A 26,899-nucleotide genomic window follows, 5' to 3' on the forward strand; every position below is an offset into this window, starting at 1 on the left:
AACTTTAATCAGTGCGGGGCATCCTTCACTGATTAGCAACCCTCACCAATCGGGCTGCCCGGCAAATAGCTGGATAAAAAAGCATGCAAATGGAAACGATTTGCATGCTTTCTTTTTTAGTGGAGAAGTTAAGTACTGAAAATGTACGAAATGAGTAGTTGTGTCGTACATTCCAGCATGAAAAAAGGTGTAATGACAAAAATATAGTTGTCTTCAGGGGGAAAGGATAACAGCTATCTGCATAGTTTTTGAAAAAGGAAGAGCATCTATTCTTCTTTTATTCTGCCAAATAGTTGACCTGAAGTGATAAAATGTATTATAATCTTAAAAGACATGCTGAAGAAGTGTTTCTTTTTGCATGCTGAAGTTAGTATGTAAGTGTGATGTTTCGGAGGGAGGGAAAGAGAATGTCAAAAACAGTCGTTCGTAAAAACGAGTCTTTGGAGGATGCACTTCGCCGTTTTAAAAGATCGGTTTCTAAAACTGGTACACTTGCTGAAGCAAGAAAGCGCGAGTTTTATGAAAAACCAAGTGTAAAACGTAAGAAGAAATCTGAAGCGGCAAGAAAGCGTAAATTCTAAGAGAGGGTGTAAGTGATGAGTCTTCTCGGTCGTTTAAACGATGATATGAAACAAGCGATGAAGAATAAACAAAAAGAAAAATTAACCGTTATTCGTATGGTTAAGGCTGCTTTACAAAATGAAGGTATTAAACTGCAACATACTCTTACTGAAGAAGAGGAATTAACAGTTTTAGCTCGTGAAGTAAAACAGTATAAGGACTCCCTCCTTGAATTTAAAAAAGCTGGTCGTGAAGACCTTGTTAATAAACTGCAAAGTGAAATTCAGATTTTAAGCGCATATTTGCCGGAGCAATTAACAGAAGAAGAACTAGCGAATGTAATTAAGCAAGTTATTTCTGAAGTTGGTGCGACTTCTAAAGCGGATATGGGTAAGGTGATGACTGCTGTTATGCCGAAAGTAAAAGGTAAAACAGACGGATCACTTGTGAATAAGTTGGTTATCCAGCTATTAGCGTAAAAAAACGTCTCATTTCGTATGAGACGTTTTTTTTATGCTTTTTTTCAGTTTGGACGTGATATTACAAGCTCTTTTTTCATACATATGGGATGAGAGGGGGTCTTTTGAGATGAAAAAATTAGAACAAATGAAGAATTGGTTAACGAAGCAAATAGACCTGCCAGTGGATGTGCTAATGGATCTACCTCGGATCACGCTTGTTGGGCAAGTGCATATCTATATAGAAAATCATCGGGGTTTATTAGTGTTTTCAGATAAAGAAGTAAGATTGTTGTTAAAGCATGGTCAATTATTAATTAAAGGGCAATCCTTTATTATTAAAACAATCCTTCCGGAAGAACTTTTGCTTGAAGGAATAATTGAGCAAGTGACGTTTTTGGAAAACGAACAGAAAGAGAAATGAGGGAAACTTCCGTATGTGAAGTTTTTCTTCTTTATTCTAACGATTTGACCCTACTATTTAGTTTATCCCGCTATTTATGGACAATAAAACTCTTTATTTCATTTTCGTACGAGCTATTTTGCTAATTAAAGTGAAAAGTAGTGTGTCTACTTTTGGAAAGGTAGTGAAGGTAGTAGATGAAAAATAAATGGTTTATAAAGTGGCTTGGATATGTAAAGGTACGAATTGAAGGTAGAGGAGCGGAACGGTTCGTTAACGAATGTGTGCGTAGGAAATTATTAGTTTGGGACGTTAAGAAGATTGCTGATGAAACGTTAGTTTTTTGTATGTTATTACGAGATGTGAAAAAAATCAAGCCGATTTATAGAAAAAATGAATGTAAACTATATTTTATTGGGCGTTACGGTTTTCCTTTTTTGAATAAGCGTTTAATTAAAAATAGTGGATTCTTAATTGGTTTTTTAATTTTCTTTTTTGGCATGATTGCATTATCAAATATGGTTTGGAAAATTGAAATTACAGGAGCGAAGCCTGAAACAGAATATATATTGATGAAAGAATTGGACAAAATGGGTATTAAAAAAGGGAAATTACAATTCCAAATGCCGAGTGTAGAAGATGTACAACGTCATTTGACAGACAATATTAATGCGATTACTTGGGCAGGACTAGAAATAAGAGGAACGACGTACCATTTTAAAATTGTTGAAAAAAATGAGCCAAAAAAAGAAAAGGAACAAAGGCCGCAAAATTTAGTGGCAAAAAAAGAAGCGATTGTTACAAAAACATTTGTTGAAGTAGGAAAACCAGTCGTGTTGAAAAATGACCATGTAGAAAAAGGGCAGCTTCTCGTATCAGGGATATATGGTAATGAGGAGAGTCCAAAAATCGTTTCGGCGAAAGGCATTGTATATGGAGAAACGTGGTACACATCTAAGGTGAATGTGCCGCTGAAGACGCAATTTCAAGTATATACGGGCAATGCGTATAATGAGCATTACCTTACATTTGGGAGTGCGAAAATAAAAATATGGGGATTTCAACATGATAAGTATAAACGCTCTCGTACGGAAAGTGTAAAGCATGATGTGAAATTATTTGGTTTTACACTGCCGATCGCATATGAAAAAGATATAGTGCGAGAAGAGGAAGAAGCAAATCGAGAATATACAGAAAAACAGGCAATGAAAGTAGCAAAAGAAATGGCTGAAAAAGAACTAAAGAAAAAATTGGATGAACATGCTATGATTGTAAGTGATAAGATTTTGAGTAAAGAGGTTGAGGCGGATCAACTAAAAGTCACATTGCATTATACTGTGGTTGAAAATATTGCAGAGCCACAACTAATATCCGAATCCGATATTCAAGGAGACTGAGTAATGGCAGAACAATTAGTAGAAATGAACCAACAATTGGAAAATACTAACGAAGCAATCGCTCTTTTTGGAGTCAATGATGCTCATTTGAAAGTAATTGAACGGGAACTGAATGTATCGATTGTAACTAGAGGTGAAACTGTTTATGCATCTGGAGCAGTTGAAACTGTGACACTCGTAGAAAAAATCTTACAGCAATTACTTGTTGTTATTCGAAAAGGTGTATCAATTACAGAAAGAGATGTTGCGTATGCAATTCAGCTCGCACAACAAGGGAAAATCGCTCAATTTGAAGAGTTATATGAAGAAGAAATTTTTAAAACTGCAAAAGGTAAATCCATTCGTGTAAAAACAATGGGACAAAGAAGATATATTCATGCAATGAAGAAGAATGATATTGTATTTGGAATAGGACCTGCTGGGACTGGGAAAACATACTTAGCTGTAGTAATGGCTGTGAGAGCTTTAAAGCAAGGATATGTAAAGAAAATCATTTTAACGAGACCGGCTGTAGAAGCTGGAGAAAGTTTAGGTTTTTTACCAGGGGATTTGAAAGAGAAGGTAGATCCGTATTTACGTCCATTGTATGATGCGTTGCACGATATTCTTGGACAAGAATATACGCAGCGTATGATGGAGCGAGGTGTAATTGAAATCGCGCCTCTTGCTTATATGAGGGGGCGTACGCTCGATGATTCATTTGTTATTTTAGATGAAGCGCAAAATACAACGGGTGCACAAATAAAAATGTTTTTAACAAGATTGGGTTTTAGTTCTAAAATGGTTATTACCGGGGACCCTTCACAAGTAGACTTACCAAAAGGGGTAAAATCAGGGCTTTCTCTAGCTTCTAACATTTTATCTGGTGTATCAGGTCTTTCATTCATTACATTAGAACAAACGGACGTTGTGAGGCATCCACTGGTGCAGCGTATTATTGAGGCATATGATAAAATGGAATGATCCTATTTGTCAGGATCATTTCTTTTTGTATTAAGGTTGGCGAACGGCATATTTTTTACTATCATAAAAGATAAGAGAAATAAACTATAGGTACTGGTGTATAGAAATGTTACCTAAAAGTATCGTTGGCTAGAAGAAATGAAAGCTATAAATAGTTTCACTTTATTTCTAGAGAGGAGAAGGTATTGAAATCATGTTAAGATCTCAAGAAATTTCTAAGTGGTTTCGTAATTTACAACATTCGAAAAAACTAAGTTGGATTTCTTACGTTTTATTAGGAGCGGTGCTGTTTTTTGCACTTATGAATAATGTGAAACCAGAGCAATTAGATGTTGATATGTATTCTATTGCGAAAAAAACAATCCACTCTCCTATTAAAATTGAAGATAAAGTTATAACGGACAGAAAAAAACAAGAGGCCGCTCAAAAAGTTGGGGATCAATATACATATAGAAGTGAATATAAACAAAATAGAGTAGATATTGTAAATGATGTTTTTGCCAAGGTAAATGAAGTAATTCAAGAGATGAAAGCTGCTGGGCCTGAAGAGCAAAAAAAGATGACTGATGCCAATAAATTAGAAAAGTTGAAGAAGAAGTTACCATCTAATTTAATAAAGGAATTATCTGATGAGAATTTATTATACTTTATTAATTCAGAACCGGATCAATTAGAATTAGCAAAGAACGCGGCTTTAACGTCTGTTAGTGTTATTATGGGTGGAAATATTAAAATGTCCGAAGAAATAGCAGCAAAAGAGCGTTTTGTTAATGAAATGAAAAGCCTTAATGTGAATAGCGGATTGAAGGAAGCTGTTAATGCGCTAGGATCATATGCGATTACAGCAAATTATTTTTATGATCCTGTTGTAACGAAAGAGAGGAAGAAAGCGGAAGAAGATTTAGTTCCGCCTGTTTATATTCTTCAAGGACAAGTTATTGTTAGAGAAGGCGAAACAATTTCAAGTGATATGTATAATCAGTTGAAATTAGTCGGTTTATTAGAAAAAGGAAATAGTTTCCAACCTTATGTTGGATTAGCGGTGCTCATTGGTGTGTTGCTATACTTTATGCATAAGCAGTTTGAAGTATTTTTACAGCGGAAAAGAGAAGATAGACCATATATTTTAGCGTATATTACAATCTTGTCTATCACGATTGTTTTAATGAAAATTATTAGTTTGTTTCAAAAGCTTGAGTATGCAGGAATTGCGTATGTTGTCCCAGTTGCGATGGGAACAATACTTGTAAAACTAATGATTGGCGATCGGTTTGTATTTTTAACAAGTATGATTTTTTCTGTGTGCGGAAGTATTATGTTTAATGAAGGGGTAACAAGTACACTGAATTATAGTGTAGGTATTTATGTGTTATTAAGTTCATTATCAGTGAGTATTTTCTTAAGAGAAAAAAATCGTCGTACGATGATTTTGCAAGCCGGTATACTTGTTTCTATCTTAAATGTAGTCGTCTTGGCAGCGTTATTATTATTACGTAATGGGAATTTTTCACCTCTTGAAATTGGTACGCAATTATTAATGGCTTCCGTTTCAGGAATTATCTCATCCGTTTTAGCTATGGGGATATTACCATATTTAGAGAGTGGACTTGGAATTGTATCAAGCATGAAGCTTATGGAACTATCAAGTCCAAATCATCCGCTTTTGCGTAGAATTTTGTTAGAAGCGCCAGGAACATATCACCACAGTGTAATGGTAGCGAATCTTTCTGAGGCAGCTTGTGAAGCGGTTGGAGCAAATGGAGTATTAGCACGTGTAGGGGCGTATTATCATGATGTAGGAAAAACAGTACAACCACAATTCTTTATTGAAAACCAGATGGGAATTGAAAATCCACATGATAAATTAGATCCTGTGACTAGTAAAGACATTATCATTGCTCATGTAACAGATGGAGTAAAAATGCTCGAAGAATACCATATTCCGCAAGAAATTATCGATATTGCTGGACAACACCATGGTACAACACTACTTAAATATTTTTATTATAAGGCGATTAAAGAAGATAAAGAAAAATATACAGAAGAGATGTTCCGTTACCCGGGATCAAAAGCAACTTCTAAAGAATCGGCGATCGTTGGTATTGCTGATAGTGTTGAGGCGGCGGTACGTTCTATGAATCACCCAACGCCAGAGCAAATTAATAATTTAGTACAAAGTATTATTAAAGATCGCTTGCAAGATGGGCAATTTAGTGAATGTGATTTGACATTTAAGGAACTACAAATCGTTGGAAAAACGTTATGTGAAACGTTAAATGGTATTTTCCATTCGCGTATTACATATCCGGAGCCACCGGAAGAGAAGGAGAAAGAATGAGTTTATTAATTGATTTCATTGATGAAACAGAAGAAGTGAAAGAAGAATATGTAAATTTAATTCGTGAGATATTAGGAAAAGCGGCTCAAATGGAAAAAATAGAGGATGGTGCTGAGTTATCAGTGACATTTGTAGATAACGAACGCATTCGCGAGATTAATCGTGATTACCGAGATAAGGATCAGCCTACTGATGTCATTTCCTTTGCTATGGAAGAAATGGGAGAAGGGGAAATGGAAATTGTATGTGTAGAGATGCCGCGTATGTTAGGTGACCTTATTATTTCTATTCCGAGAGCGAAAGAACAAGCTGAAGAGTATGGGCATTCTTTTGATCGTGAACTTGGCTTTTTAGCGTTACATGGATTTTTACATTTACTTGGTTATGACCACATGACAGAAGAAGATGAAAAAGAAATGTTTGGAAGACAAAAAGAAATTTTAGAAGCATTTGGATTAGGACGATGAAAAAAGGAAAACTTATAGATAGTTTTGGGTATGCTATAGCAGGTGTATTCTTTTGCCTTCGTCATGAACGAAATATGAAAATTCATTATTTAGCCGCAGTCATTGTTATATGCTGCGGCTTTTATTTCCGTATTACGAAAGTAGAGTGGATGGTATTACTTATTGTAATAGGAATGGTAATGAGTTTAGAGATGGTAAATACAGCTGTGGAAAAAACAGTAGATTTAGCGACTACCGATATACATCCGTTTGCGAAAATTGCAAAGGATGTCGCAGCGGGAGCGGTTTTATTGTTTGCTATAATAGCTGTTATAATTGGTGCTATTATCTTTTTACCGTATGTGGTATAGTTGCATTCCAAAGTTTTTATTAAGCTTTGGAAGTGCTGTAAAGGCCTTTAATAAGAGAGTGTATCTATTCACAGCTGTGAACAGGAAGGATGCGGGAATATGAATAGTAAACAATTAATTCAAGAAGCAATCGAAGCGCGTAAACAAGCGTACGTACCATATTCTAAATTTCAAGTCGGTGCAGCATTATTAACACAGGATGGAAAAGTATATCGTGGATGTAATGTTGAGAATGCATCATATGGCTTATGTAACTGTGCAGAAAGAACAGCTATATTTAAGGCGGTTTCTGAAGGAGATAAAGAGTTTGTAGCTATCGCGATTGTGGCGGATACAAAGCGTCCAGTACCTCCTTGTGGAGCATGTCGACAAGTTATGGTAGAATTATGTAAACAGGATACGAAAGTATACCTGTCAAATTTACATGGTGACGTTCAAGAGACGACAGTCGGAGAATTGTTGCCAGGAGCATTTTTAGCGGAGGATTTACATGAATAATAAAGGTTATAAATCAGGTTTTGTCTCTATTATTGGCAGACCGAATGTTGGAAAATCTACATTTTTAAATCGTATTATCGGGCAAAAAATTGCCATTATGAGTGACAAGCCACAAACAACTCGTAATAAAATTCAAGGCGTATATACAGAAAATGATTCACAAGTAATTTTCATTGATACACCAGGAATACATAAACCTAAACATAAACTAGGCGACTTCATGGTGAAGATGGCTCAAACGACATTAAAAGAAGTTGATATTGTTCTGTTTATGGTCAATGCAGTTGAAGGATTTGGTCGTGGTGAGGAATTTATTATTGAGAAATTAAAAGAAACGAAACAACCAGTATTTTTAGTAATTAATAAAATTGACCAACTTCATCCGGAGCAATTATTAGAGTTAATTGATCAATATCGCAAACTACATGAGTTCGCAGAGATTGTGCCGATTTCTGCATTAGACGGTAATAATGTGGACGCTTTAATTGGAACAATTAAAAAGTATTTACCAGAAGGACCACAATACTACCCAGATAATCAAGTAACGGATCATCCAGAGAGATTTATTATTGCAGAGCTTATTCGTGAGAAAGTACTACATTTAACACGTGAAGAAGTGCCGCATTCTGTGGCTGTTGTTATCGATGCAATTCAAAAACGCGAAGGCGGGGCAGTTTATATTAATGCAACGATTGTTGTTGAACGTCCATCGCAAAAAGGAATTATTATCGGAAAACAAGGGAAGATGTTAAAAGAAGTTGGTAAGCGAGCTCGTTTTGATATTGAAGCATTACTTGGTTCTAAAGTATTTTTAGAAGTATGGGTAAAAGTGCAAAAAGATTGGCGTAATAAAATGTCTCAGCTTCGTGACCTTGGTTTCCGCGAAGACGAGTACTAAAATAGAGCAAAGTTGTAATCAGTGGATGTTTTGTTCATCCGCTGATTATTGGTTTTTATGAGTTTTGATAAATTAGGAAAAATTTTTCTCACATGAAAATGGACAAAATGGGTCAATTTAATAACAACAAAGGAAATTGGTTTATAGGCTACGCTTATTGAGAAAGGTGGATTCTTATGCTAGATTTTACCTGGAAGTTTTTCTCCAAAACAGGAAGCATTGAAACGTACTTGCTTTTGAAAGAAATGGAAAAAGACGTAAACGATGAGATGGATCAACATGAAGAGGAGCTAGCGCATCTAGACTCTCCAATTTCTTGACCCGTTTTGTTCAAACCTTGGATGGTGACGAACATGTTTCAAAAAGTTGAGGGCATCGTTATCCGTACGACAGATTACGGAGAAACGAACAAGATTGTTACAATATTCTCAAGAGAATTGGGTAAGGTAAGTGCAATGGCAAGAGGCGCGAAAAAACCGAAAAGTCGGTTAGCATCTGTTTCGCAACTTATGACCCATGGTAATTTTCTTATTCAAATGGGATCTGGACTTGGAACTTTGCAACAAGGCGAGATTATTTCAACTATGAAAGAAATTCGCGAGGATATATTTTTAACTGCTTATGCATCATTTATTGTCGAGTTAACTGATAAAGCAACAGAAGATAAAAAACATAATCCATATTTATTTGAAATGTTATATCAAACGTTGCATTATATGTGTGAGGGTGTTGATCCAGAAGTATTGTCATTAATTTATCAAACGAAAATGCTTCCGGTATTAGGGATGCGCCCGTACTTTGATACATGTGCGATTTGTCATCAAGAAACAGATTTTGTCGCCTTCTCTGTTCGGGAAGGCGGTTTTCTGTGCTCGCGTCATGCTGAGCAGGACCAGTATCGTATACCAGTGGGGGAAGCGGTTCATAAATTATTACGTCTTTTCTACCACTTCGATTTACATAGACTTGGCAATGTATCAGTGAAGGATAGCACAAAAAAACAAATGCGTTTAGTATTGAATACATATTATGATGAATATTGCGGGATTTATTTGAAATCAAGACGTTTCTTAGAACAACTTGATAAGTTTCAAATTTAATTTTGGGCCGTATACGGTCCTTTTTACATCCTATCTTTTTCGAATAGCATATTTAGTATATAATATTTAAGAGATAGTATAACTTTTTTCGTTGTGCATTAAAGGTGGTGATTATCATAGAGCTGAATAAACGGCAAGAACATATCATTCAGATTGTAAAAGATCACGGTCCTATTACAGGGGAGTCAATTGCTGCGCAATTGGGATTAACACGTGCAACGCTAAGACCAGACTTAGCAATTTTAACGATGGCTGGTTATTTAGAAGCGCGTCCACGCGTAGGTTATTTTTATACGGGTAAAACTGGGGGGCAGCTATTATCTGAAGCTGTTAAGAAAATTAAAGTACAAGATTATCAATCTAGACCAGTTGTAATTGATAAAAATGTCTCAGTATACGATGCAATTTGTACGATGTTTTTAGAGGACGTAGGTACATTATTTGTTGTAGATCAAGCGATTCTATTAGTTGGCGTTGTATCTCGTAAAGATTTATTACGAGCTAGCTTAGGAAAGCAGGATTTAACCTCTCTTCCGGTTAATATTATCATGACAAGGATGCCAAACATTACGATGTGTCGTAGAGAAGATTCTTTATATGATATTGCGATGGAATTAATAGAAAGACAGATTGATGCGATGCCAGTTGTAAAAGATACGAAACAAGGTTTAGAAGTGATTGGACGAATTACAAAAACAAATATTACACGTGCGTTTGTAAACTTAGTAAATAACGAATAAGTGTAATTTGTTTAAAGTGAGGTAATGAAATGGATAATAAAATCGTATATGTCGTATCTGACTCTGTTGGAGAAACGGCTGATTTGGTTGTTCGAGCGGCAATGGGGCAATTCCCATTTGCTCCTGATATTAGACGTGTACCGTATGTAGAAGATACAGGGACATTAAAAGAAGTGATTTCGATTGCTAAGAGCAATCAAGCGCTTATCTGTTTTACGTTAGTAAAGCCTGACATGCGCCAGTATTTAGTGACAGAGGCTGCGAAAGAAGGCGTAGAGGCATATGATATTATCGGGCCTCTAATTGATCAAATTGAAGAAATTACAGGGCAAGTGCCGAGATATGAGCCGGGTGTTGTTCGTAGATTAGATGAAGAATACTTTAAAAAGATTGAAGCGATTGAGTTTGCTGTAAAGTATGATGATGGTAGAGACGCACGTGGTATTTTAAAAGCAGATATCGTGTTGATTGGGATTTCGCGCACATCAAAAACGCCACTTTCTCAATATTTAGCTCATAACAAACGTTTAAAAGTTGCCAATGTACCACTCGTACCAGAAGTAGATCCGCCTGAAGAATTATATCAAGTGGCTAAAGAAAAATGCTTCGGTTTGAAAATTACGCCAGATAAGTTGAATCATATTCGAAAAGAGCGATTGAAATCACTGGGACTAAGTGACGGTGCAACATATGCCAATATTAATCGTATTAAAGAAGAAATTGATCACTTTGAGAATGTAGTTGGTAAAATACATTGTCAAGTAATTGATGTATCGAATAAAGCAATTGAAGAAACAGCCAACATTATTGTGAATGCAGTGCAAAACCAAAAAATGTTTTAGCACATTTACCAAAGGTGAATGTGCTTTTTTCGCTCGTGAGAAACACAATGCCTGTTGATTTCGTAATAGATTATGGCGGAGTGGTTATACTTATATTCTTCTGTCTTTTTATTATGTTAAAGGTAGGGTTTCGTTATCCTGAAATAGAAGATGAAAAAATAAAGGGATATGTAGCGTAGTTGAAGAAAATATATTATAATAAAAAATTGTGATAAAAACCTATATTTTACGTTTAGACTTTAATTTTTCAGAATAAACTAGGGATAGGATTTACGAAAAGACATGTAATTACGTTAAATCGACAAAATCTATACAAGAAAACGCACATTATGGAAGGATTCGCAGAAGGGATGTAGAATACAGAAATATGCAAAACATCAATATCGTATTAGTTGATGCAGAGGCATATCCTGTGAAGGCTGAAAATTGTGCAAGTTGGAACGAAAGTTCATGTCGAAATTTTGTTTGTCACATCGTATGCTCATCGTTTAAGGAAGTAGCAAGGGAAATTGGATCTATGTAGATGCTGGATAAGCTAAAGTTGATTTATCAACATGCAAAAGAAACAGATCTCGTGATCATATAGGATATAGTGCTTGCTAGTCTTCTTATGAAAAAGTGTATATGTATTGTCTCCAGGAGGTACATTTGTAACAGATGAGCAAATGGATACAATTTTATATAGTAGGTACATATCTGCGAAATTACGCAGAAAAGGGCCTGCAAAATCGTTTGATAACGTGATCGACAACACTTTCTAATAAGTTTAGAAAAAATATTGTCGAATTATAAAGGAATTTTTTAATTTATATCGAATACAAAATACGACACGGAGATGGATTTATGGGGAACAGAATTCCCGAAGAAGTTGTTGAACAGATTCGGACGTCATCGGATATTGTAGAAGTGATTGGTGAATACGTTCAACTTAGAAAACAGGGGCGTAACTATTTCGGCCTTTGTCCATTTCATGGTGAGAATTCTCCTTCATTCTCTGTTTCATCTGATAAGCAAATTTTTCATTGCTTCGGATGTGGAGAAGGTGGAAATGTATTTTCCTTTCTAATGAAAATGGAAGGATTGGCTTTTACCGAGGCTGTTCAAAAGCTAGGTGAAAGAAATGGAATTGCGGTTGCAGAGTATACATCAGGGCAAGGACAACAAGAAGACATATCTGATGACACTGTCATCATGCAACAAGCTCATGAACTGTTGAAAAAGTATTATCATCATTTATTAGTAAATACAGAAGAAGGAAATGAAGCACTTTCGTATTTGTTAAAACGTGGTATTACGAAAGAGATGATTGAGAAGTTTGAAATTGGTTATGCGTCACCTGCTTGGGATGCAGCAACGAAAATTTTACAAAAAAGAGGTTTATCGCTGTCTAGTATGGAACAAGCTGGTCTTCTCATAAGAAGCGAGAAGGATGGTAGTCATTATGATCGCTTCCGTGGAAGGGTCATGTTTCCAATCTATACGTTACAAGGTAAAGTGATAGCGTTTAGTGGAAGGGCGTTAGGAGATGACACTCCGAAATATTTAAATAGCCCTGAAACACCAATTTTTCACAAAAGTAAATTGTTGTATAACTTCCACCAAGCGAGGCCGTTTATTAGAAAACGTGGGCAAGTGGTCCTTTTTGAAGGGTATGCCGACGTACTAGCTGCGGTAAAAAGTGGTGTGGAAGAGGCTGTTGCGACAATGGGAACAGCTTTAACTGAAGAACAAGCAAAACTTCTGCGACGTAACGTTGAAACTGTTGTTCTTTGCTATGATGGTGATAAAGCAGGACGAGAAGCGACGATGAAAGCCGGACGATTATTGTTGCAAGTTGGTTGCCAAGTGAAAGTTACATCCTTGCCAGATAAGCTTGATCCTGATGAATATGTGCAACAATATGGGACAACTGCTTTTGAAAATCTTGTAAAATCAAGTATAAGTTTTGTTGGTTTTAAAATAAATTATTTGCGTTTAGGGAAAAATTTGCAAGATGAGTCTGGCAAAGAAGAATATGTGAAAAGTGTTTTAAAAGAGTTATCGTTGTTACAGGATGCGATGCAGGCAGAATCATATTTGAAGTCATTATCGCAAGAATTTTCGTATTCAATGGAAACACTTTTGAATCAATTGCACCAATATCGCAAAGAACAAAAGGTACAGCAAAAACAAGTAAAGCAGGTTTCTAAGCCGTCTCAAATTGTTCAAACAAAGCCGAAGTTAACAGGTTTTGAAAGGGCAGAAAGAGAAATTATTTACCATATGTTGCAAAGTCCAGAAGTGGCTGTTCGTATGGAATCCCACATAGAAGATTTTCATACAGAAGAACATAAAGGGATTTTATATGAACTATACGCATATTATGAAAAGGGAAATGAACCTTCAGTCGGAACATTTTTAAGTTGGCTCTCTGATGAAAAGTTGAAAAATATTATCACTGATATTTCGACGGATGAATTTATTAATCCAGAATACACAGAAGAAGTGTTACAAGGCCATTTGGAGACGCTTAGACGTCATCAAGAAAAACTTGAAAAGATGGAAATCATCTTTAAGGTAAAACAGATGGAAAAAACGGATCCTGTAGAGGCTGCTAAATATTATGTAGCGTATTTACAAAATCAAAAAGCGAGAAAATAGCTTTTTTGATAAATTTTTAGTATAATGAATGTTTGTATCTCGCGTAAGGAGGGGAACAGATGGCTGACAAACCAGCTCGTTCTAAACAAATTGAAACTGAAATGACCCTTGAGCAAGTGAAAGAACAACTCACTGAGCTCGGAAAAAAACGTGGCGTTCTTACATATGAAGAGATTGCAGAACGCATGAATGGATTTGAAATTGAATCCGATCAAATGGATGAATACTATGAATATTTAGGTGAACAAGGGATTGACTTAGTTGGCGACAATGACAACGACGAAGGTCCTAATAATCGCCAAATAGCAAAATCGGAAGAAGAATTCGACCTCAATGATTTAAGTGTACCACCTGGGGTTAAAATCAACGATCCTGTTCGTATGTATTTAAAAGAAATTGGTCGTGTAGATTTATTATCCGCAGAAGAAGAAATTCGACTTGCAACGCGTATTGAAGAAGGCGATGAAGAAGCGAAACGTCGTCTTGCAGAAGCAAACTTACGTCTTGTAGTAAGTATTGCAAAGCGCTACGTGGGCCGCGGTATGCTTTTCTTAGACTTAATCCAAGAAGGGAATATGGGTCTAATTAAAGCGGTTGAAAAGTTCGATTATCGTAAAGGTTTCAAATTTAGTACGTATGCAACTTGGTGGATTCGCCAAGCAATTACACGTGCGATTGCAGACCAAGCAAGAACAATTCGTATCCCAGTTCATATGGTTGAAACGATTAATAAGTTAATTCGTGTACAACGTCAATTACTACAAGATTTAGGACGTGAACCATCTCCAGAAGAGATTGGTGAGGAAATGGATCTTGCTCCGGAAAAAGTACGCGAAATCTTAAAAATTGCACAGGAGCCAGTTTCTCTTGAAACACCGATTGGTGAAGAAGATGACTCCCATTTAGGTGATTTTATTGAAGACCAAGAAGCAACATCGCCTGCGGACCATGCAGCGTATGAATTGCTAAAAGAACAATTAGAAGATGTGTTAGATACACTAACAGATCGTGAAGAAAATGTTCTACGTCTTCGTTTTGGTTTAGATGATGGACGAACTCGTACGCTTGAAGAAGTTGGGAAAGTATTCGGCGTAACGAGAGAACGTATCCGTCAAATTGAAGCAAAAGCACTTCGTAAATTAAGACATCCAAGCCGTAGTAAGCGTCTTAAGGATTTCTTAGAATAGGCTACCTTTAAGTTTACTTCACCTTTGTGAAGTAAACTTTTTTGTTTTGTTAATTTTTGTTAAACTTTATCTATCGGCAACGATTACAATTTCTTGTAATTTATTTTACAGAATTGTCTTTTGATTTGCAAATGCTCATTTTTCGATTTTTCGATTAATTTTGTTTATTCTATACAAAAATATATGTAGAAAAGTGAAAAATATGATGAAAAACGTTAATAATTATCGAAATAATAAGCGATATAAAAATAAAAAACAATAAACTGAATTTATGGAATATTTTTAACGATTAGTAGTTTACTCTTTTCTGATAGAGCGTTTTCAAGTACAATGGAAATGACTGAATCATCTAACTATTTAGCGGTATAGAGGGGGGAGAAGAGATATGAAACGTAATCCGCTGATTCCGTTCGCTCTTATTGCAGCATTAGGTATTATCGTTATGTTTGTATTTTCATTTCAGGGGCTAAATAAATCTAAAGAGTTAGCTGATGCAAAAAATGGCGGGAAGCCAGCACAAACAGCATCAAAGCCAGAGGATATTGTAAAGCAAAGCTGTACGAGCTGCCACGGCGATCAGTTACAAGGGGCAGTAGGACCTAATTTACAAAAAATTGGTGGGAAACTTTCGAAAGATGAAATTAAAGAAATTCTTTCGAAAGGAAAAGGCAATATGCCTGCCAATATAGTTCCAGCTGATCAAGCCGCTAAAGTAGCTGATTGGTTGTCTAAGAAAAAATAAAGTTCCGTATGACAAGCCTTTTGCTTATGCAAAGGGCTTGTTTTTCTATATTTTCTAAAATACGATGAATGATAGAGAAGTGAATTGTTGTTATGGGCTTGCAACAACTACTATAAATTCATTATCATGGAGACAGACTGACAAGAGAAGGAGTAATGGAAATACATGAATGAAGTAAAGCTTTCAAAACGATTAGAAGAAGTTGTACGTGAAATACCAGTAGGATCTACAGTTGCTGATATTGGGTCGGATCATGCGTATTTACCGTGTTATACAATTATAAATAATATTGCTACAAAAGCAGTTGCAGGAGAGGTTGTAGATGGACCATTTCGCTCTGCGCAAGCAACTGTAGCTGAAAGTGGCTTACAAGATAAAATAGATGTGCGTAAAGGGAACGGATTAGCTGTTATCGCGCCAGGAGAAGTAGATGTAATTACGGTTGCTGGAATGGGCGGAGCGTTAATTCGTGACATTTTAGAAAGTGGTAAAGAAAAATTAGAAGGTGTAACACGTTTAATTTTACAGCCGAATATTGCAGCACATCACATTCGTGAATGGTTTATTGAGAATGGATGGGAGCTTATCCATGAAAAAATCGTAAAAGAAGATGGGAAAATTTACGAGATTTTAGTAGGGGAGCGAGGAAACATCACGTTGCCTTATTCTGAAAATAAACAAGCTGAATTGTTTATGGGACCATTTTTAATAAAAGAAAAAAGTGAAGCTTTCGTTGAAAAATGGGAAGGGGAATTAAAAAACTTCCAAAATATTTTAAAGCAGTTAGAACGTGCGGTTGATTCTGAAGAAACAAAAGCGAAGCGTGCGGAAGTAGAAGTGAAAATGAAAATGATAGAGGAGGTTTTATCATGAGTAAAATTCCAAATGGCCATGAAATTATTTCGTTATTTGAAAGTATGTATCCGAAGCATTTGGCGATGGAAGGAGATAAGATTGGCCTGCAGATTGGAGCGCTTAATAAACCCGTGCAGCACGTATTAATTGCGTTAGATGTAACGGAAGAAGTTGTGGATGAAGCAATTCAACTAGGAGCGAATGTTATTATTGCTCATCACCCTTTAATTTTTAGCCCGTTAAAAGCGATTCATACAGATAAGGCGTATGGGAAAATTATTGAAAAGTGTATGAAAAATGATATTGCAATCTATGCAGCGCATACAAATGTGGATGTTGCTAAGGGCGGGGTAAATGATTTACTTGCTGAGGCGTTAGGATTGCAAAATACAGAAGTTTTGGCACCGACATACGCAGAAGAAATGAAAAAAATTGTTGTGTTTGTGCCAGTAACTCATGCAGAAGAAGTAAGAAAAGCATTAGGAGACGCAGGTGCTGGTCATATCGGCAATTATAGCCACTGTACGTTTAGTAGCGAGGGTACAGGTACGTTTGTACCTCAAGAGGGAACAAATCCTTATATCGGGGAAACTGGGCAGTTAGAACGCGTAGAAGAAGTGCGAATCGAAACGATTATTCCAGCTTCACTACAGCGAAAAGTGATTAAAGCAATAGTAACGGCGCATCCATATGAAGAAGTAGCATATGATGTGTACCCACTTGATAACAAAGGCGAAACATTAGGGCTTGGAAAAATAGGCTATTTACAAGAAGAAATGACACTTGGACAGTTTGCGGAACATGTAAAGCAATCATTAGATGTAAAGGGTGCACGAGTTGTTGGGAAATTAGATGATAAAGTGCGTAAAGTAGCTGTACTTGGTGGCGATGGTAACAAATACATCAATCAAGCTAAATTTAAAGGAGCGGATGTATATGTAACAGGTGATATGTATTATCATGTTGCTCATGATGCGATGATGCTCGGTTTAAATATAGTTGACCCAGGACATAACGTTGAAAAAGTAATGAAGCAAGGTGTGCAAAAGCAATTACAAGAAAAAGTGGATGCTAAGAAACTCAATGTACACATTCATGCTTCGCAGTTACATACAGATCCATTTACATTTGTATAAGAAATAAAAACCGTTGCACGTATAGGCAACGGTTTTTATTATTGTTCTTTTTTCACTTTTACGCGAGGTAATATTTTTTGTAACGGTACTTTTCGAACTCTCTCCCATGTAGCGGGATTCATTGGGTCATATTGCTCTAAGAAAGCGATAACCTCTTTTGTAATTGGAGTTGGAGTAGAAGCACCTGCTGTAACAGCTACGTTTTCTACACCTTGGAGCCATTCTAATTTGATTTCGCTTACGTCTGCAACGCGGAATGCTTTCGTGCCAGCGATTTCTTGTGATACTTGTGCTAAACGGTTTGAATTGTTACTTTTCGGATCGCCAACAACAATTGTTAAGTCTGCAACATCAGCTTGTTTAGCGACAGCTTCTTGGCGAACTTGAGTTGCTAAACAGATTTCTTTATGGAATTCTGCTGTTGGGAATTTCTTCTGAATGTCCTCCATTAAATGTTGAACATCCCATTGGCTCATTGTTGTTTGATTTGTAACTAAAATTTTATCCGTTGGAATTTCTAATGTTTTTAAATCATCAGCTCTTTCAATAAGATGAACGATATCAGGTGCAATACCAACTGCGCCTTCTGGTTCTGGATGATTTTTTTTGCCGATATAAATGACATGGTAACCTTCAGCTTTCTTTGCTTCAATAAGGTCATGTGTTTTTGTAACATCTGGGCAAGTGGCATCGATTGTTGTTAAACCTTTTTCTTTTGCGCGTTGTTTAACTTCTGGAGAAACACCGTGTGCAGTGAAAATAACAGTACCAGAATCAATTTTATCCAAAATTTCTAATCGACTTGGACCGTCTAATGTAATGATGCCATCTTCTTCGAATGCATCTGTTACATGTTTGTTGTGAACAATCATACCTAAAATATAAATAGGTCTTGGTAATGATGTATCTAATGCGGCGTTACGTGCAATAACCATCGCGTCCACAACACCGTAGCAATAACCACGAGGGGAAATTTTAACAATTTTCATATGAGTAATCCTCTCCTTCTAAACAAGGGATACTTTTGTGCATAGTCTTTTACATTATAAAGGAGGAGTGGATAGAAAACAAAGGATTGTTACACATATAGTTTTGGTTTTGTTGCTATTTTTTGAACAGGCTCCTCTCGTATTTCTTTTTCTATGACTGGCTCAATCACTATTTTTTTTCTTTTTCTTTTTTTTTGTGGAGGAGGCGGAGTTGCTACCTTAACCTTTTCTGTTATGTCTTCAGCTTGATCTTCAGTTTGATCTTCTTCCGTACTTTTTCCAGAGGTGAGGATTTTAACAATGCTTGGTAGGTTACGCATAATGGGACCATACTGTTCGACGACAGGGCTTACAGATTGAACGACTTGGGATACTTTTTCGATATTGTTTATCATATTAGTTGGATTTGAAATTAAATTCGCAAAAAAACTGCCGATGCCGCTGCTTGATGCTGCTGTAGTTGATGAACCGCCGCGACTTTCATTTGATTCATACATTTGAGGGGGGATCATTTGCTCCGGATGCTGCTGCATGTATGGCTGATATTGTTGTGAGTATTGCTGCGGGTATTGTTGTTGGTATTGCGGTTGCTGTTGATATTGCTGTTGATATTGTTGTCGATATTCGGGTGGCGGTTGCTGGTGCATCATTGGCGGTGGCCCTTCCATTTGTCGATAAGGCGGAACCATTTGCATGAAAGGTTCGGTTGGATCGTGTTTTTTAAAGAGTTTAGCAAGGAACCCTTTCTTTTTTTGTGCCATCGGTGGTAGTTGTGGAATTGGATATGGTGTATAAGGTTGCTGCTGGCCTGGATTCGGGTACATCTGCCTCATGGGGGATTTTGGAAACATGTGAGAAATCCTCCTTTCTTCAGTTAGGTATATACACATACAATATGCAATAAGAGAGAAGAAGGTTAGTTTTTGAAGTAAAAACCTAAACTAAAGATGGCTTTTATTTGTAGATTTCGATATAATGTAGACTTGACTGATTTGTGCGCGCAGTAGAAATTTAGAAAGAAGGTGTAACTTATGACACAACAAACTTTTACACAGTATGATTTTAAACCATTTTTAATAGATGCAGTTCGTGAACTACGCTTTACAGAGCCGACAGGAATTCAAAAGAAAATTTTCCCAGTCGTGAAAAAAGGTGTAAGTGTAATTGGACAATCCCAAACAGGTTCTGGGAAAACACATGCATACTTACTTCCTACATTGAACAGAATTAATGCAAGTCGTGAAGAAGTACAACTTGTTATTACAGCGCCTACTCGTGAGTTAGCACAACAAATTTACGAAGAAATCGTGAAATTAACAAAGTTTTGTGCGGAAGATCAAATGATTACAGCACGCTGTTTAATTGGTGGAACTGATAAACAACGCTCAATTGAAAAGTTGAAAAAACAACCTCATATTGTAGTTGGAACACCAGGACGTATTAAAGATTTAGTAGAAGAGCAAGCGCTATTTGTTCATAAAGCAAATACTATTATTGTCGATGAAGCAGACTTAATGCTTGATATGGGATTCATTCATGATGTAGACAAAATTGCAGCACGCATGCCTAAAAACTTGCAAATGCTAGTTTTCTCTGCAACAATTCCTCAAAAACTAAAACCGTTTCTGAAGAAATATATGGAAAATCCAGAGCATATTCATATCAATCCAAAACAAGTGGCGGCTGGAAATATTGAGCATTATTTAGTACCTTCTAAACATCGTAACAAAATCGATTTAGTGAACAAAATGTTGCTACAATTTAAACCGTATTTAGCAGTTGTTTTCACGAATACGAAAAAGATGGCGGATCAGGTTGCTGACGGATTAATGGAACGTGGCTTAAAGGTTGGACGAATTCACGGAGATTTATCACCACGTGATCGTAAAAAAATGATGAAACAAATCCGTGACCTTGAATTCCAATATATTGTTGCAACCGATTTAGCAGCTCGTGGTATTGATATTGAAGGAATTAGTCATGTTATTAACTACGAACTTCCATCAGATTTAGATTTCTTCGTTCACCGCGTTGGAAGAACAGCACGTGCAGGGCATTCAGGTATTGCAGTGACGATTTATGATCCAGCAAACGAAGAAGCATTAGATAGTTTAGAAAAACAACGTCATATTGAGTTCAAGCATGTAGATTTACGCGGAGATGAGTGGGCGGATTTAGGTGAACGTCGCCGTCGTAAGAGCCGTAAAAAACCAAATGATGAACTTGACGTTATGGCAACAAAAGTTATTAAAAAGCCGAAAAAAGTAAAACCAAACTATAAACGTAAGCTTGCAACTGAACGTGACAAAGTGAAGAGAAAATATAGCAATAAAAAAAGATAAGGGATTTCCCTTATTTTTTTTTATCCTGCTATTTGCTAGATAATGGAAAAACTCTGATTGAAGTTTCGTTGTAGCTAGTTGAAGTTTGTGTAGTGTTTTAGGAACAAACAATTCACTACATATTTCTACAAATTATGCTATCATTATATCTATTGTATATTGAAGAGGTGATTGTATGTTAAAGATTGGATCTCATGTTTCCATGAGTGGTAAGAATATGTTATTAGCAGCAAGTGAAGAGGCTGTTTCATACGGTGCAACGACGTTTATGATTTATACAGGTGCACCACAAAATACAAGAAGAAAACCAATTGAAGAATTGAATATAGAAGCAGGAAGAAAACATATGGAATTAAACGGTATTGAGGAAATTATCGTACATGCGCCGTATATTATTAATGTCGGGAATACGACGAAGCCAGAAACATTCCAATTAGGTGTAGATTTCCTTCGTATGGAAATTGAAAGAACATCGGCATTAGGTGTGGCGAAACAAATCGTTCTTCACCCAGGTGCGCACGTTGGTGCAGGGGCGGATGCTGGTATTCAACAAATTATTAAAGGACTTAATGAAGTATTAACGCCAGAGCAGACGGTTAATATTGCGTTAGAAACGATGGCAGGAAAAGGAACAGAATGCGGTCGTAGCTTTGAAGAAATTGCAAAGATTATTGATGGTGTAAAATATAATGAAAAACTATCAGTATGCTTTGATACATGTCATACGCACGATGCCGGATATGATATTGTAAATGACTTTGACGGTGTATTAAACGAATTTGATAAAATTGTTGGTATTGATCGTTTGCAAGTACTTCATATTAATGATAGTAAAAATGTACGCGGCGCAGGAAAGGACCGTCATGAAAACATCGGTTTCGGTCATATTGGTTATAAAGCGTTGCATCATATTGTGCATCATCCGCAGTTAATGCATGTACCAAAAATTCTTGAAACGCCATATGTAGGTGAAGATAAAAAAGATAAGAAGCCACCATATAAATTAGAAATCGAAATGCTGAAAAATGGTACTTTTGATGAAGGACTTCTTGAGAAAATTAAAGCGCAATAAGCAATAAGGAGGGGGTTTTCCCCTCCTTATTTTAGTAGTTGTTGAAATAAAGTATTTACTTGTTGTGCAGTAGCAGGGGAGGTTACTTTTGCTATTTGTTTTAAGAGCTCTAGTCGTTCGTCATTATCGTAAATGTTAATATTCTTTCCTTTCATAAGTAAAACAATTTGATCGGCTTGGGCAGTTGTAATAGAAACTTCATATTCTTTGCTATATTTCAATAACTCTTTTGTAGAAATATGATTTAATTTTTTATTTACAAGTTGTTTAATGAGGTTCATTAAGTTATCCTCCTTCACACGTTCTTCTATCGAAATATATGAGTACGTAGCTTGTACATATTCGTATAGAGTTTCTTTTTTCATGAGAAAAAGAAGCGTATGTTATAATATAAGGACAAAACTATAGAAAAAGAGTATAGGGAGGACTTATGGAGCAAAAGCAACATCGAAAAGAGAGTGTTATCCATCTTATTTATCGTTTAGTTATGATTATTTTTGGTGCAGCATGCGCAGCGGTAGCGATTGAACTATTTTTAATGCCAAATAAAATTATTGATGGTGGAATTATTGGTATTTCTCTTATATTAGATTATCTTACTCCGAATATTTGGTGGTTAAGTTTCTCTACTTTAGTCGTTATTCTCAATATCCCATTTATGTATTCAGGTTATAAGCAAATCGGAAAAACGTTCATGCTATCTTCGGCGTTCGGTATTGTAGCTTTAGCGTTTATTGAATCAACGTTACATGCTGTTCCGCCATTTACAACGGAGCCAATTTTAGCGACAGTGTTTGGTGGTCTTATTTTAGGTATTGGTGTAGGGCTCGTTATTCGTCATGGTGGATCAATGGACGGAACAGAAATTATGGGGATTTTATTAACGAAGAAATTACCTTTCTCTGTTGGCGAATTTGTAATGTTTGTGAACTTATTCATTTTTGCGTGGGCAGCATTTGTATTTGGTGTTGAACAAGCTATGTATTCTGTTATGACGTACTATATCGCATTCAAAACAATTGATACAGTCATTCAAGGTTTAGATGAAACGAAAGCAGTTTTAATTGTATCAGATCAATATGAGGAAGTATCAAATGCGATTTTGCATCGTCTTGGTCGTGGAACTACAAAGCTTGTAGCGAAAGGCGGTTACACGGATAAAGAAAAAGAAGTTATTTATGCAGTTGTAACACGTCTGGAAGTGACAAAGTTAAAATCAATTGTGTATGAAATTGATGAGAATGCGTTTGTTACGATTATGAGTACACAAGAGACAAATGGCGGTAAGTTTAAATCGGCTATTCACTAAAAAAGTTATCCAGCTATTTGAGGGCAGTAAAACTCTCACCTCAAAATTCGGATGGGGCAAAGCAGTTAGGCGGAGAGCTACTGCCCGTAAAATCCCGATTGGTGAGGGCAAATAATCGGTAGGGGATGGCCTCATCTGATTAAGGTTTCACTTTATAGGAATTTTTTTTGAAAGCAGAGAATTTTTCTCTGCTTTTTGTTATAATAGTAAGGTTTCTTGAAAAAAGTAGATATATTTTAGGCAGATTGGTTTACAACTATAATAAGCTGTACTATAATTCAAATAGATATAAATCGGAATCATTCTGAATTAAAATAGGTGAGATGCTATGAATAATATATTAGAAATAGAAGGATTGTCATTTCGATATGAAGATCGAAATGTGTTAGAAGATATTAATTTGCAAGTTCCGAAGGGAGCTTTTTTAGGTTTAGTTGGACCGAATGGTTCTGGGAAATCAACTTTGCTAAAATGTTTATTAGGCGTTTTAAAGCCAAAACAGGGAAGTATTCGTTTGTTTGGTGTTGATAGTAAGAAGTTTAAAGAATGGAACAAAGTTGGTTATGTGTCGCAAAAGGCAAATAGCTTTAATTCTGGTTTTCCGGCAACTGTTTTTGAAGTTGTGTCAATGGGACTCGTTTCGAAAAAAGGGCTGTTTCGCTTTTTCACGAAAAACGATAAGGAAAAGGTAGAAAAAGCGATTGCTGATGTAGGGATGAGTGAGTTTCAAGGGCGCAATATAGGAGAACTTTCCGGTGGACAACAACAGCGTGTATTTATTGCTCGTGCGCTCGTTAGTGATCCTGAATTACTTATTTTGGACGAGCCCACTGTTGGAATCGATGTGAAGAATGTAGAAAGTTTTTATGAGATATTAGAGGATTTAAACAAAAGGTTAGGAATCACATTAATTCTCGTTACTCACGATATGGGAGCTGTTACCGAGAAAGTAACACATGTTGCATGCTTAAACCAACATTTACATTTCCATGGAAATGTAGAGAAGTTCCGAGAGTTAGAAGATGCGGAAATGTCCGTCTTATATGGACATCATGTTCATCGTTTAGAACACGAGCATGAGCATCACGGGAGGATATAATGATACAAGATTTTTTACAATATGACTTTTTACGTAACTCTTTATATGCAGGGATTTTAATAGGGCTTGTTGCGCCGCTTATCGGTGTATTTGTTGTCATTCGCCGTATGTCGCTTATTGCGGATGCATTAAGTCACGTGACATTATCGGGTATTGCTGCAAGTTTACTACTAGAAAAAACAATTTTCACAGGAGGATTTTTAAATCCGCTATATATGGGAATGATTTTTTCTATTGGTGGGGCGTTACTTATTGAAAAATTACGTACTGTATATAAACATTATCAAGAATTAGCAATTCCGATTATTCTTTCAGCAGGAATGGGGATTGGCGTTATTTTTATTTCACTTGCAAATGGATTTAACACAGATTTATTTAGTTATTTATTTGGTAGTGTAAGTGCTGTAACAAGTACGGATTTAATAATCATCGGCATTGTAGCAATTGTTGTTATTGTAACGATTACTTTATTATACAAAGAGTTATTTTTACTATCGTTTGATGAGGAATACGCTGTATCAACCGGTTTGAGTGCAAAGTGGATTCACTTTATTTTTATTATATTGGTTGCTCTTGTCATTGCGGTATCAATGCGCGTAGTCGGGGTTCTTCTCGTATCATCATTAATGACGTTACCAGTTGCAGCAAGTATTCGTATTGCAAATGGATTTAAACAAACAATTTTCTTCTCCATTTTATTTGGTGAAATTGCAGTAATTGGTGGAATGTTTGCTTCGTATCAACTTAATCTAGCGCCAGGTGGTACAATTGTTATGATAGCAGTTCTTATTTTAATTGGTGCGATTTTATGGAAAAAGAAAAAAACTGCATAAAGTAGGGATAGATATGAATCTAACAGAAGCTTTACGCCTAATGAAAGATAAAGGATACAAACATACTGGGAAAAGAGAAGAGATGCTCAGGTTATTTGCAGCTCACAATCGTTATTTAACGGCGAAAGACGTTTTAGAGCATATGAAGGATGATTATCCAGGTCTTAGCTTTGATACGATTTATCGTAACTTAACGGTGTTTGCTGAAATCGGTGTTTTAGAACAAACGGAATTAAATGGTGAAAAGCATTTTCGTTTTACATGTTCTATTATGGAACATCATCATCATTTTATTTGTTTAGATTGCGGGGGAACGAAAGAGATTACTTCTTGCCCGATGGATTTTATGAATAAAGATTTTAACGGTTATGAAGTAACAGGTCATAAGTTTGAAATATACGGTCGTTGTCCAAAATGTGCAAAGTAAAAGCTCGTCAGTTATATAACTGACGAGCTTTTTTACGTAGAAAAGAAGGTTGCTCACAAATATTGTGGGCAACCTTCTTTTTATTGTTCTTGAGTTTCTTTTTCTTTTTCTCGTTCAGCAGCCATTTCAGCAGCGATTACGTCGATTTCTTTTTTTAGTTCTTCTACCATTATTTCTTCTGGCACTTTACGAACAACTTGCCCTTTACGGAATAATAATCCTTCTCCACGTGCACCGGCAATACCGATATCAGCTTCACGAGCTTCACCAGGACCGTTTACAGCACAGCCAAGTACTGCAACTTTAATTGGTACTTTTAGTGTAGAGATGTATTCTTCTACCTCGTTAGCGATGCTAATTAAATCAATTTCAATACGACCGCAAGTTGGACAAGAAATAAGTGTTGCTGCATTAGATGCAAGGCCGAATGACTTTAATAGTTCACGCGCAACTTTTACTTCTTCAACTGGGTCAGCACTTAATGAAATACGTAGTGTATTTCCGATGCCTTTATTTAAGATTGCTCCAAGACCAGCGGCACTTTTTACAGTTCCAGCAAATAATGTTCCAGATTCTGTAATGCCTAAATGTAATGGATAATCAAAAGCACGAGCAGCTTTGTCGTATGCTTCAATTGCTAAGTTAACATCAGAGGCTTTCATAGATACGATAATATCGTGGAAATCTAAGTCCTCTAAAATTTTAATGTGATGTAGGGCGCTCTCGACCATACCATCTGCAGTTGGGTATCCATACTTTTCTAAAATGTGACGCTCTAATGAACCTGCGTTTACACCGATACGGATTGGAATACCGCGTTCTTTTGCTGCATTTACAACAGCTTCTACTTTATGGCGACGACCAATGTTACCTGGATTGATACGTACTTTATCAATGCCACCTTCAATTGCTTTTAAAGCAAGGCGATAATCAAAATGAATATCAGCAACAAGTGGAATGTTGATTTGTTTTTTAATATCAGCAATAGCATTTGCTGCGCGTTCGTCTGGAACAGCAACACGCACGACTTGACAGCCAGCTTCTTCTAAACGTTTAATTTCAGCAACTGTTGCTTCAACATCATGTGTTTTTGTTGTTGTCATACTTTGTATAATTAATTCATTATTACCGCCAATTGTTAAATTACCGACTTTAACTGGACGTGTTTTTGTACGATGAGTCATTTCATTCACGAATAGATCGCTCTCCTTATAAAAGAAGTTTCTTATTTAGTCCCTCATATCAATGATAGT

Annotated in this window: 30 protein-coding genes; 26 read left to right on the top strand and 4 right to left on the bottom strand. The window is 36.2% G+C overall.

The window, feature by feature from the left end; translation table 11 throughout:
- The first annotated feature begins 407 nt into the window (after positions 1-407).
- From rpsU to QCI44_RS06020, 20 genes are all read left to right on the top strand, one after another.
- Positions 408-581, top strand: a complete 174-nt coding sequence (gene rpsU / locus QCI44_RS05925; protein ID WP_000048061.1) for a 30S ribosomal protein S21 — start codon at positions 408-410, stop codon at positions 579-581.
- A gap of 15 nt (positions 582-596) precedes the next feature.
- A complete protein-coding gene (locus QCI44_RS05930; protein WP_000054579.1) occupies positions 597-1,040 on the top strand; it encodes a GatB/YqeY domain-containing protein in 444 nt (147 codons plus the stop codon).
- A gap of 109 nt (positions 1,041-1,149) precedes the next feature.
- Complete coding sequence (gene yqfC, locus QCI44_RS05935; RefSeq protein WP_016086241.1) at positions 1,150-1,443, top strand: sporulation protein YqfC; 294 nt, start codon at positions 1,150-1,152, stop codon at positions 1,441-1,443.
- Between the two features lie 176 nt (positions 1,444-1,619).
- Positions 1,620-2,819 (top strand): sporulation protein YqfD, encoded by a 1,200-nt coding sequence (gene yqfD / locus QCI44_RS05940; protein WP_016086242.1) that lies wholly within the window; start codon positions 1,620-1,622, stop codon positions 2,817-2,819.
- Positions 2,820-2,822: 3 nt separating this feature from the next.
- Positions 2,823-3,782, top strand: coding sequence for a PhoH family protein (locus tag QCI44_RS05945; protein WP_016135340.1), 960 nt, complete (start codon positions 2,823-2,825; stop codon positions 3,780-3,782).
- A gap of 193 nt (positions 3,783-3,975) precedes the next feature.
- Positions 3,976-6,120 (top strand): HD family phosphohydrolase, encoded by a 2,145-nt coding sequence (locus QCI44_RS05950; protein ID WP_016086244.1) that lies wholly within the window; start codon positions 3,976-3,978, stop codon positions 6,118-6,120.
- Entirely contained in the window at positions 6,117-6,587 is a 471-nt protein-coding gene (gene ybeY, locus QCI44_RS05955; protein ID WP_353811033.1) for an rRNA maturation RNase YbeY, read from the top strand. The genes QCI44_RS05950 and ybeY overlap by 4 nt, the downstream gene beginning before the upstream one ends.
- A complete protein-coding gene (locus QCI44_RS05960) occupies positions 6,584-6,937 on the top strand; it encodes a diacylglycerol kinase family protein (RefSeq protein WP_016086245.1) in 354 nt (117 codons plus the stop codon). Before ybeY ends, QCI44_RS05960 begins: the two co-directional genes overlap by 4 nt.
- Positions 6,938-7,036: 99 nt before the next feature.
- Positions 7,037-7,435 carry a cytidine deaminase gene (locus QCI44_RS05965; protein ID WP_016086246.1) on the top strand — a complete coding sequence of 133 codons (399 nt, stop codon included), beginning with the start codon at positions 7,037-7,039 and terminating at the stop codon, positions 7,433-7,435.
- Positions 7,428-8,333 carry a GTPase Era gene (gene era / locus QCI44_RS05970; RefSeq protein ID WP_016086247.1) on the top strand — a complete coding sequence of 302 codons (906 nt, stop codon included), beginning with the start codon at positions 7,428-7,430 and terminating at the stop codon, positions 8,331-8,333. Before QCI44_RS05965 ends, era begins: the two co-directional genes overlap by 8 nt.
- A 176-nt stretch (positions 8,334-8,509) precedes the next feature.
- The gene (locus tag QCI44_RS05975; protein WP_000883924.1) at positions 8,510-8,653 is read left to right on the top strand and encodes a YqzL family protein; all 144 of its coding nucleotides are present in this window, start codon (positions 8,510-8,512) and stop codon (positions 8,651-8,653) included.
- 33 nt (positions 8,654-8,686) lie between these two features.
- Positions 8,687-9,433, top strand: a complete 747-nt coding sequence (gene recO, locus QCI44_RS05980; RefSeq protein ID WP_016086248.1) for a DNA repair protein RecO — start codon at positions 8,687-8,689, stop codon at positions 9,431-9,433.
- 107 nt (positions 9,434-9,540) lie between these two features.
- Positions 9,541-10,173, top strand: coding sequence for a transcriptional regulator CcpN (gene ccpN / locus QCI44_RS05985; protein WP_016086249.1), 633 nt, complete (start codon positions 9,541-9,543; stop codon positions 10,171-10,173).
- A gap of 29 nt (positions 10,174-10,202) precedes the next feature.
- Positions 10,203-11,015, top strand: coding sequence for a pyruvate, water dikinase regulatory protein (locus QCI44_RS05990; protein ID WP_016086250.1), 813 nt, complete (start codon positions 10,203-10,205; stop codon positions 11,013-11,015).
- 367 nt (positions 11,016-11,382) lie between these two features.
- Complete coding sequence (locus tag QCI44_RS05995) at positions 11,383-11,538, top strand: hypothetical protein (protein ID WP_170959979.1); 156 nt, start codon at positions 11,383-11,385, stop codon at positions 11,536-11,538.
- A gap of 320 nt (positions 11,539-11,858) precedes the next feature.
- Positions 11,859-13,655, top strand: coding sequence for a DNA primase (gene dnaG, locus QCI44_RS06000; protein ID WP_016086251.1), 1,797 nt, complete (start codon positions 11,859-11,861; stop codon positions 13,653-13,655).
- A gap of 59 nt (positions 13,656-13,714) precedes the next feature.
- Positions 13,715-14,842, top strand: a complete 1,128-nt coding sequence (gene rpoD / locus QCI44_RS06005) for an RNA polymerase sigma factor RpoD (RefSeq protein ID WP_000764060.1) — start codon at positions 13,715-13,717, stop codon at positions 14,840-14,842.
- Between the two features lie 385 nt (positions 14,843-15,227).
- Positions 15,228-15,584, top strand: coding sequence for a cytochrome c550 (gene cccA, locus QCI44_RS06010; protein ID WP_000828141.1), 357 nt, complete (start codon positions 15,228-15,230; stop codon positions 15,582-15,584).
- A 165-nt stretch (positions 15,585-15,749) separates the two neighbouring features.
- A complete protein-coding gene (locus tag QCI44_RS06015) occupies positions 15,750-16,457 on the top strand; it encodes a tRNA (adenine(22)-N(1))-methyltransferase (protein WP_016086252.1) in 708 nt (235 codons plus the stop codon).
- The gene (locus QCI44_RS06020; protein ID WP_016135339.1) at positions 16,454-17,575 is read left to right on the top strand and encodes a Nif3-like dinuclear metal center hexameric protein; all 1,122 of its coding nucleotides are present in this window, start codon (positions 16,454-16,456) and stop codon (positions 17,573-17,575) included. The genes QCI44_RS06015 and QCI44_RS06020 overlap by 4 nt, the downstream gene beginning before the upstream one ends.
- Positions 17,576-17,613: 38 nt before the next feature.
- Here the strand turns inward: QCI44_RS06020 and QCI44_RS06025 are convergent, their stop codons facing one another.
- A complete protein-coding gene (locus QCI44_RS06025) occupies positions 17,614-18,564 on the bottom strand; it encodes a 4-hydroxy-3-methylbut-2-enyl diphosphate reductase (protein WP_016086254.1) in 951 nt (316 codons plus the stop codon).
- A gap of 89 nt (positions 18,565-18,653) precedes the next feature.
- On the bottom strand, positions 18,654-19,415 hold the full coding sequence (gene vrrA, locus QCI44_RS06030) for a VrrA/YqfQ family protein (protein ID WP_016086255.1): 762 nt from the start codon (positions 19,413-19,415) through the stop codon (positions 18,654-18,656).
- Between the two features lie 180 nt (positions 19,416-19,595).
- Here vrrA and QCI44_RS06035 point away from each other — a divergent pair, with 180 nt between their 5' ends.
- Both QCI44_RS06035 and QCI44_RS06040 read left to right on the top strand, forming a co-directional pair.
- Complete coding sequence (locus QCI44_RS06035) at positions 19,596-20,906, top strand: DEAD/DEAH box helicase (protein WP_016086256.1); 1,311 nt, start codon at positions 19,596-19,598, stop codon at positions 20,904-20,906.
- Between the two features lie 175 nt (positions 20,907-21,081).
- Positions 21,082-21,978 carry a deoxyribonuclease IV gene (locus tag QCI44_RS06040; protein ID WP_000912471.1) on the top strand — a complete coding sequence of 299 codons (897 nt, stop codon included), beginning with the start codon at positions 21,082-21,084 and terminating at the stop codon, positions 21,976-21,978.
- A 26-nt stretch (positions 21,979-22,004) separates the two neighbouring features.
- Here the strand turns inward: QCI44_RS06040 and QCI44_RS06045 are convergent, their stop codons facing one another.
- Entirely contained in the window at positions 22,005-22,259 is a 255-nt protein-coding gene (locus tag QCI44_RS06045) for a DUF2624 domain-containing protein (RefSeq protein ID WP_001048965.1), read from the bottom strand.
- Positions 22,260-22,408: 149 nt separating this feature from the next.
- On the opposite strand from QCI44_RS06045, the gene QCI44_RS06050 reads away from it, so the two are divergent.
- The 4 genes from QCI44_RS06050 to QCI44_RS06065 all read left to right on the top strand — a co-directional run bounded on the left by QCI44_RS06050 (position 22,409) and on the right by QCI44_RS06065 (position 25,646).
- The gene (locus QCI44_RS06050; protein ID WP_016086258.1) at positions 22,409-23,287 is read left to right on the top strand and encodes a YitT family protein; all 879 of its coding nucleotides are present in this window, start codon (positions 22,409-22,411) and stop codon (positions 23,285-23,287) included.
- Between the two features lie 328 nt (positions 23,288-23,615).
- Positions 23,616-24,386 carry a metal ABC transporter ATP-binding protein gene (locus tag QCI44_RS06055; RefSeq protein ID WP_001059649.1) on the top strand — a complete coding sequence of 257 codons (771 nt, stop codon included), beginning with the start codon at positions 23,616-23,618 and terminating at the stop codon, positions 24,384-24,386.
- Positions 24,386-25,219 carry a metal ABC transporter permease gene (locus tag QCI44_RS06060; protein ID WP_016086259.1) on the top strand — a complete coding sequence of 278 codons (834 nt, stop codon included), beginning with the start codon at positions 24,386-24,388 and terminating at the stop codon, positions 25,217-25,219. Before QCI44_RS06055 ends, QCI44_RS06060 begins: the two co-directional genes overlap by 1 nt.
- Positions 25,220-25,232: 13 nt before the next feature.
- Positions 25,233-25,646: a Fur family transcriptional regulator gene (locus tag QCI44_RS06065; protein WP_001054512.1), complete on the top strand. Its 414-nt coding sequence runs from the start codon at positions 25,233-25,235 to the stop codon at positions 25,644-25,646.
- Between the two features lie 80 nt (positions 25,647-25,726).
- Here the strand turns inward: QCI44_RS06065 and ispG are convergent, their stop codons facing one another.
- A complete protein-coding gene (gene ispG / locus QCI44_RS06070) occupies positions 25,727-26,830 on the bottom strand; it encodes a flavodoxin-dependent (E)-4-hydroxy-3-methylbut-2-enyl-diphosphate synthase (protein WP_141533940.1) in 1,104 nt (367 codons plus the stop codon).
- Positions 26,831-26,899 lie beyond the last annotated feature (69 nt).

Origin of the sequence: Bacillus cereus group sp. RP37 (assembly GCF_040459695.1) — a bacterium.
GTDB lineage: Bacteria > Bacillota > Bacilli > Bacillales > Bacillaceae_G > Bacillus_A.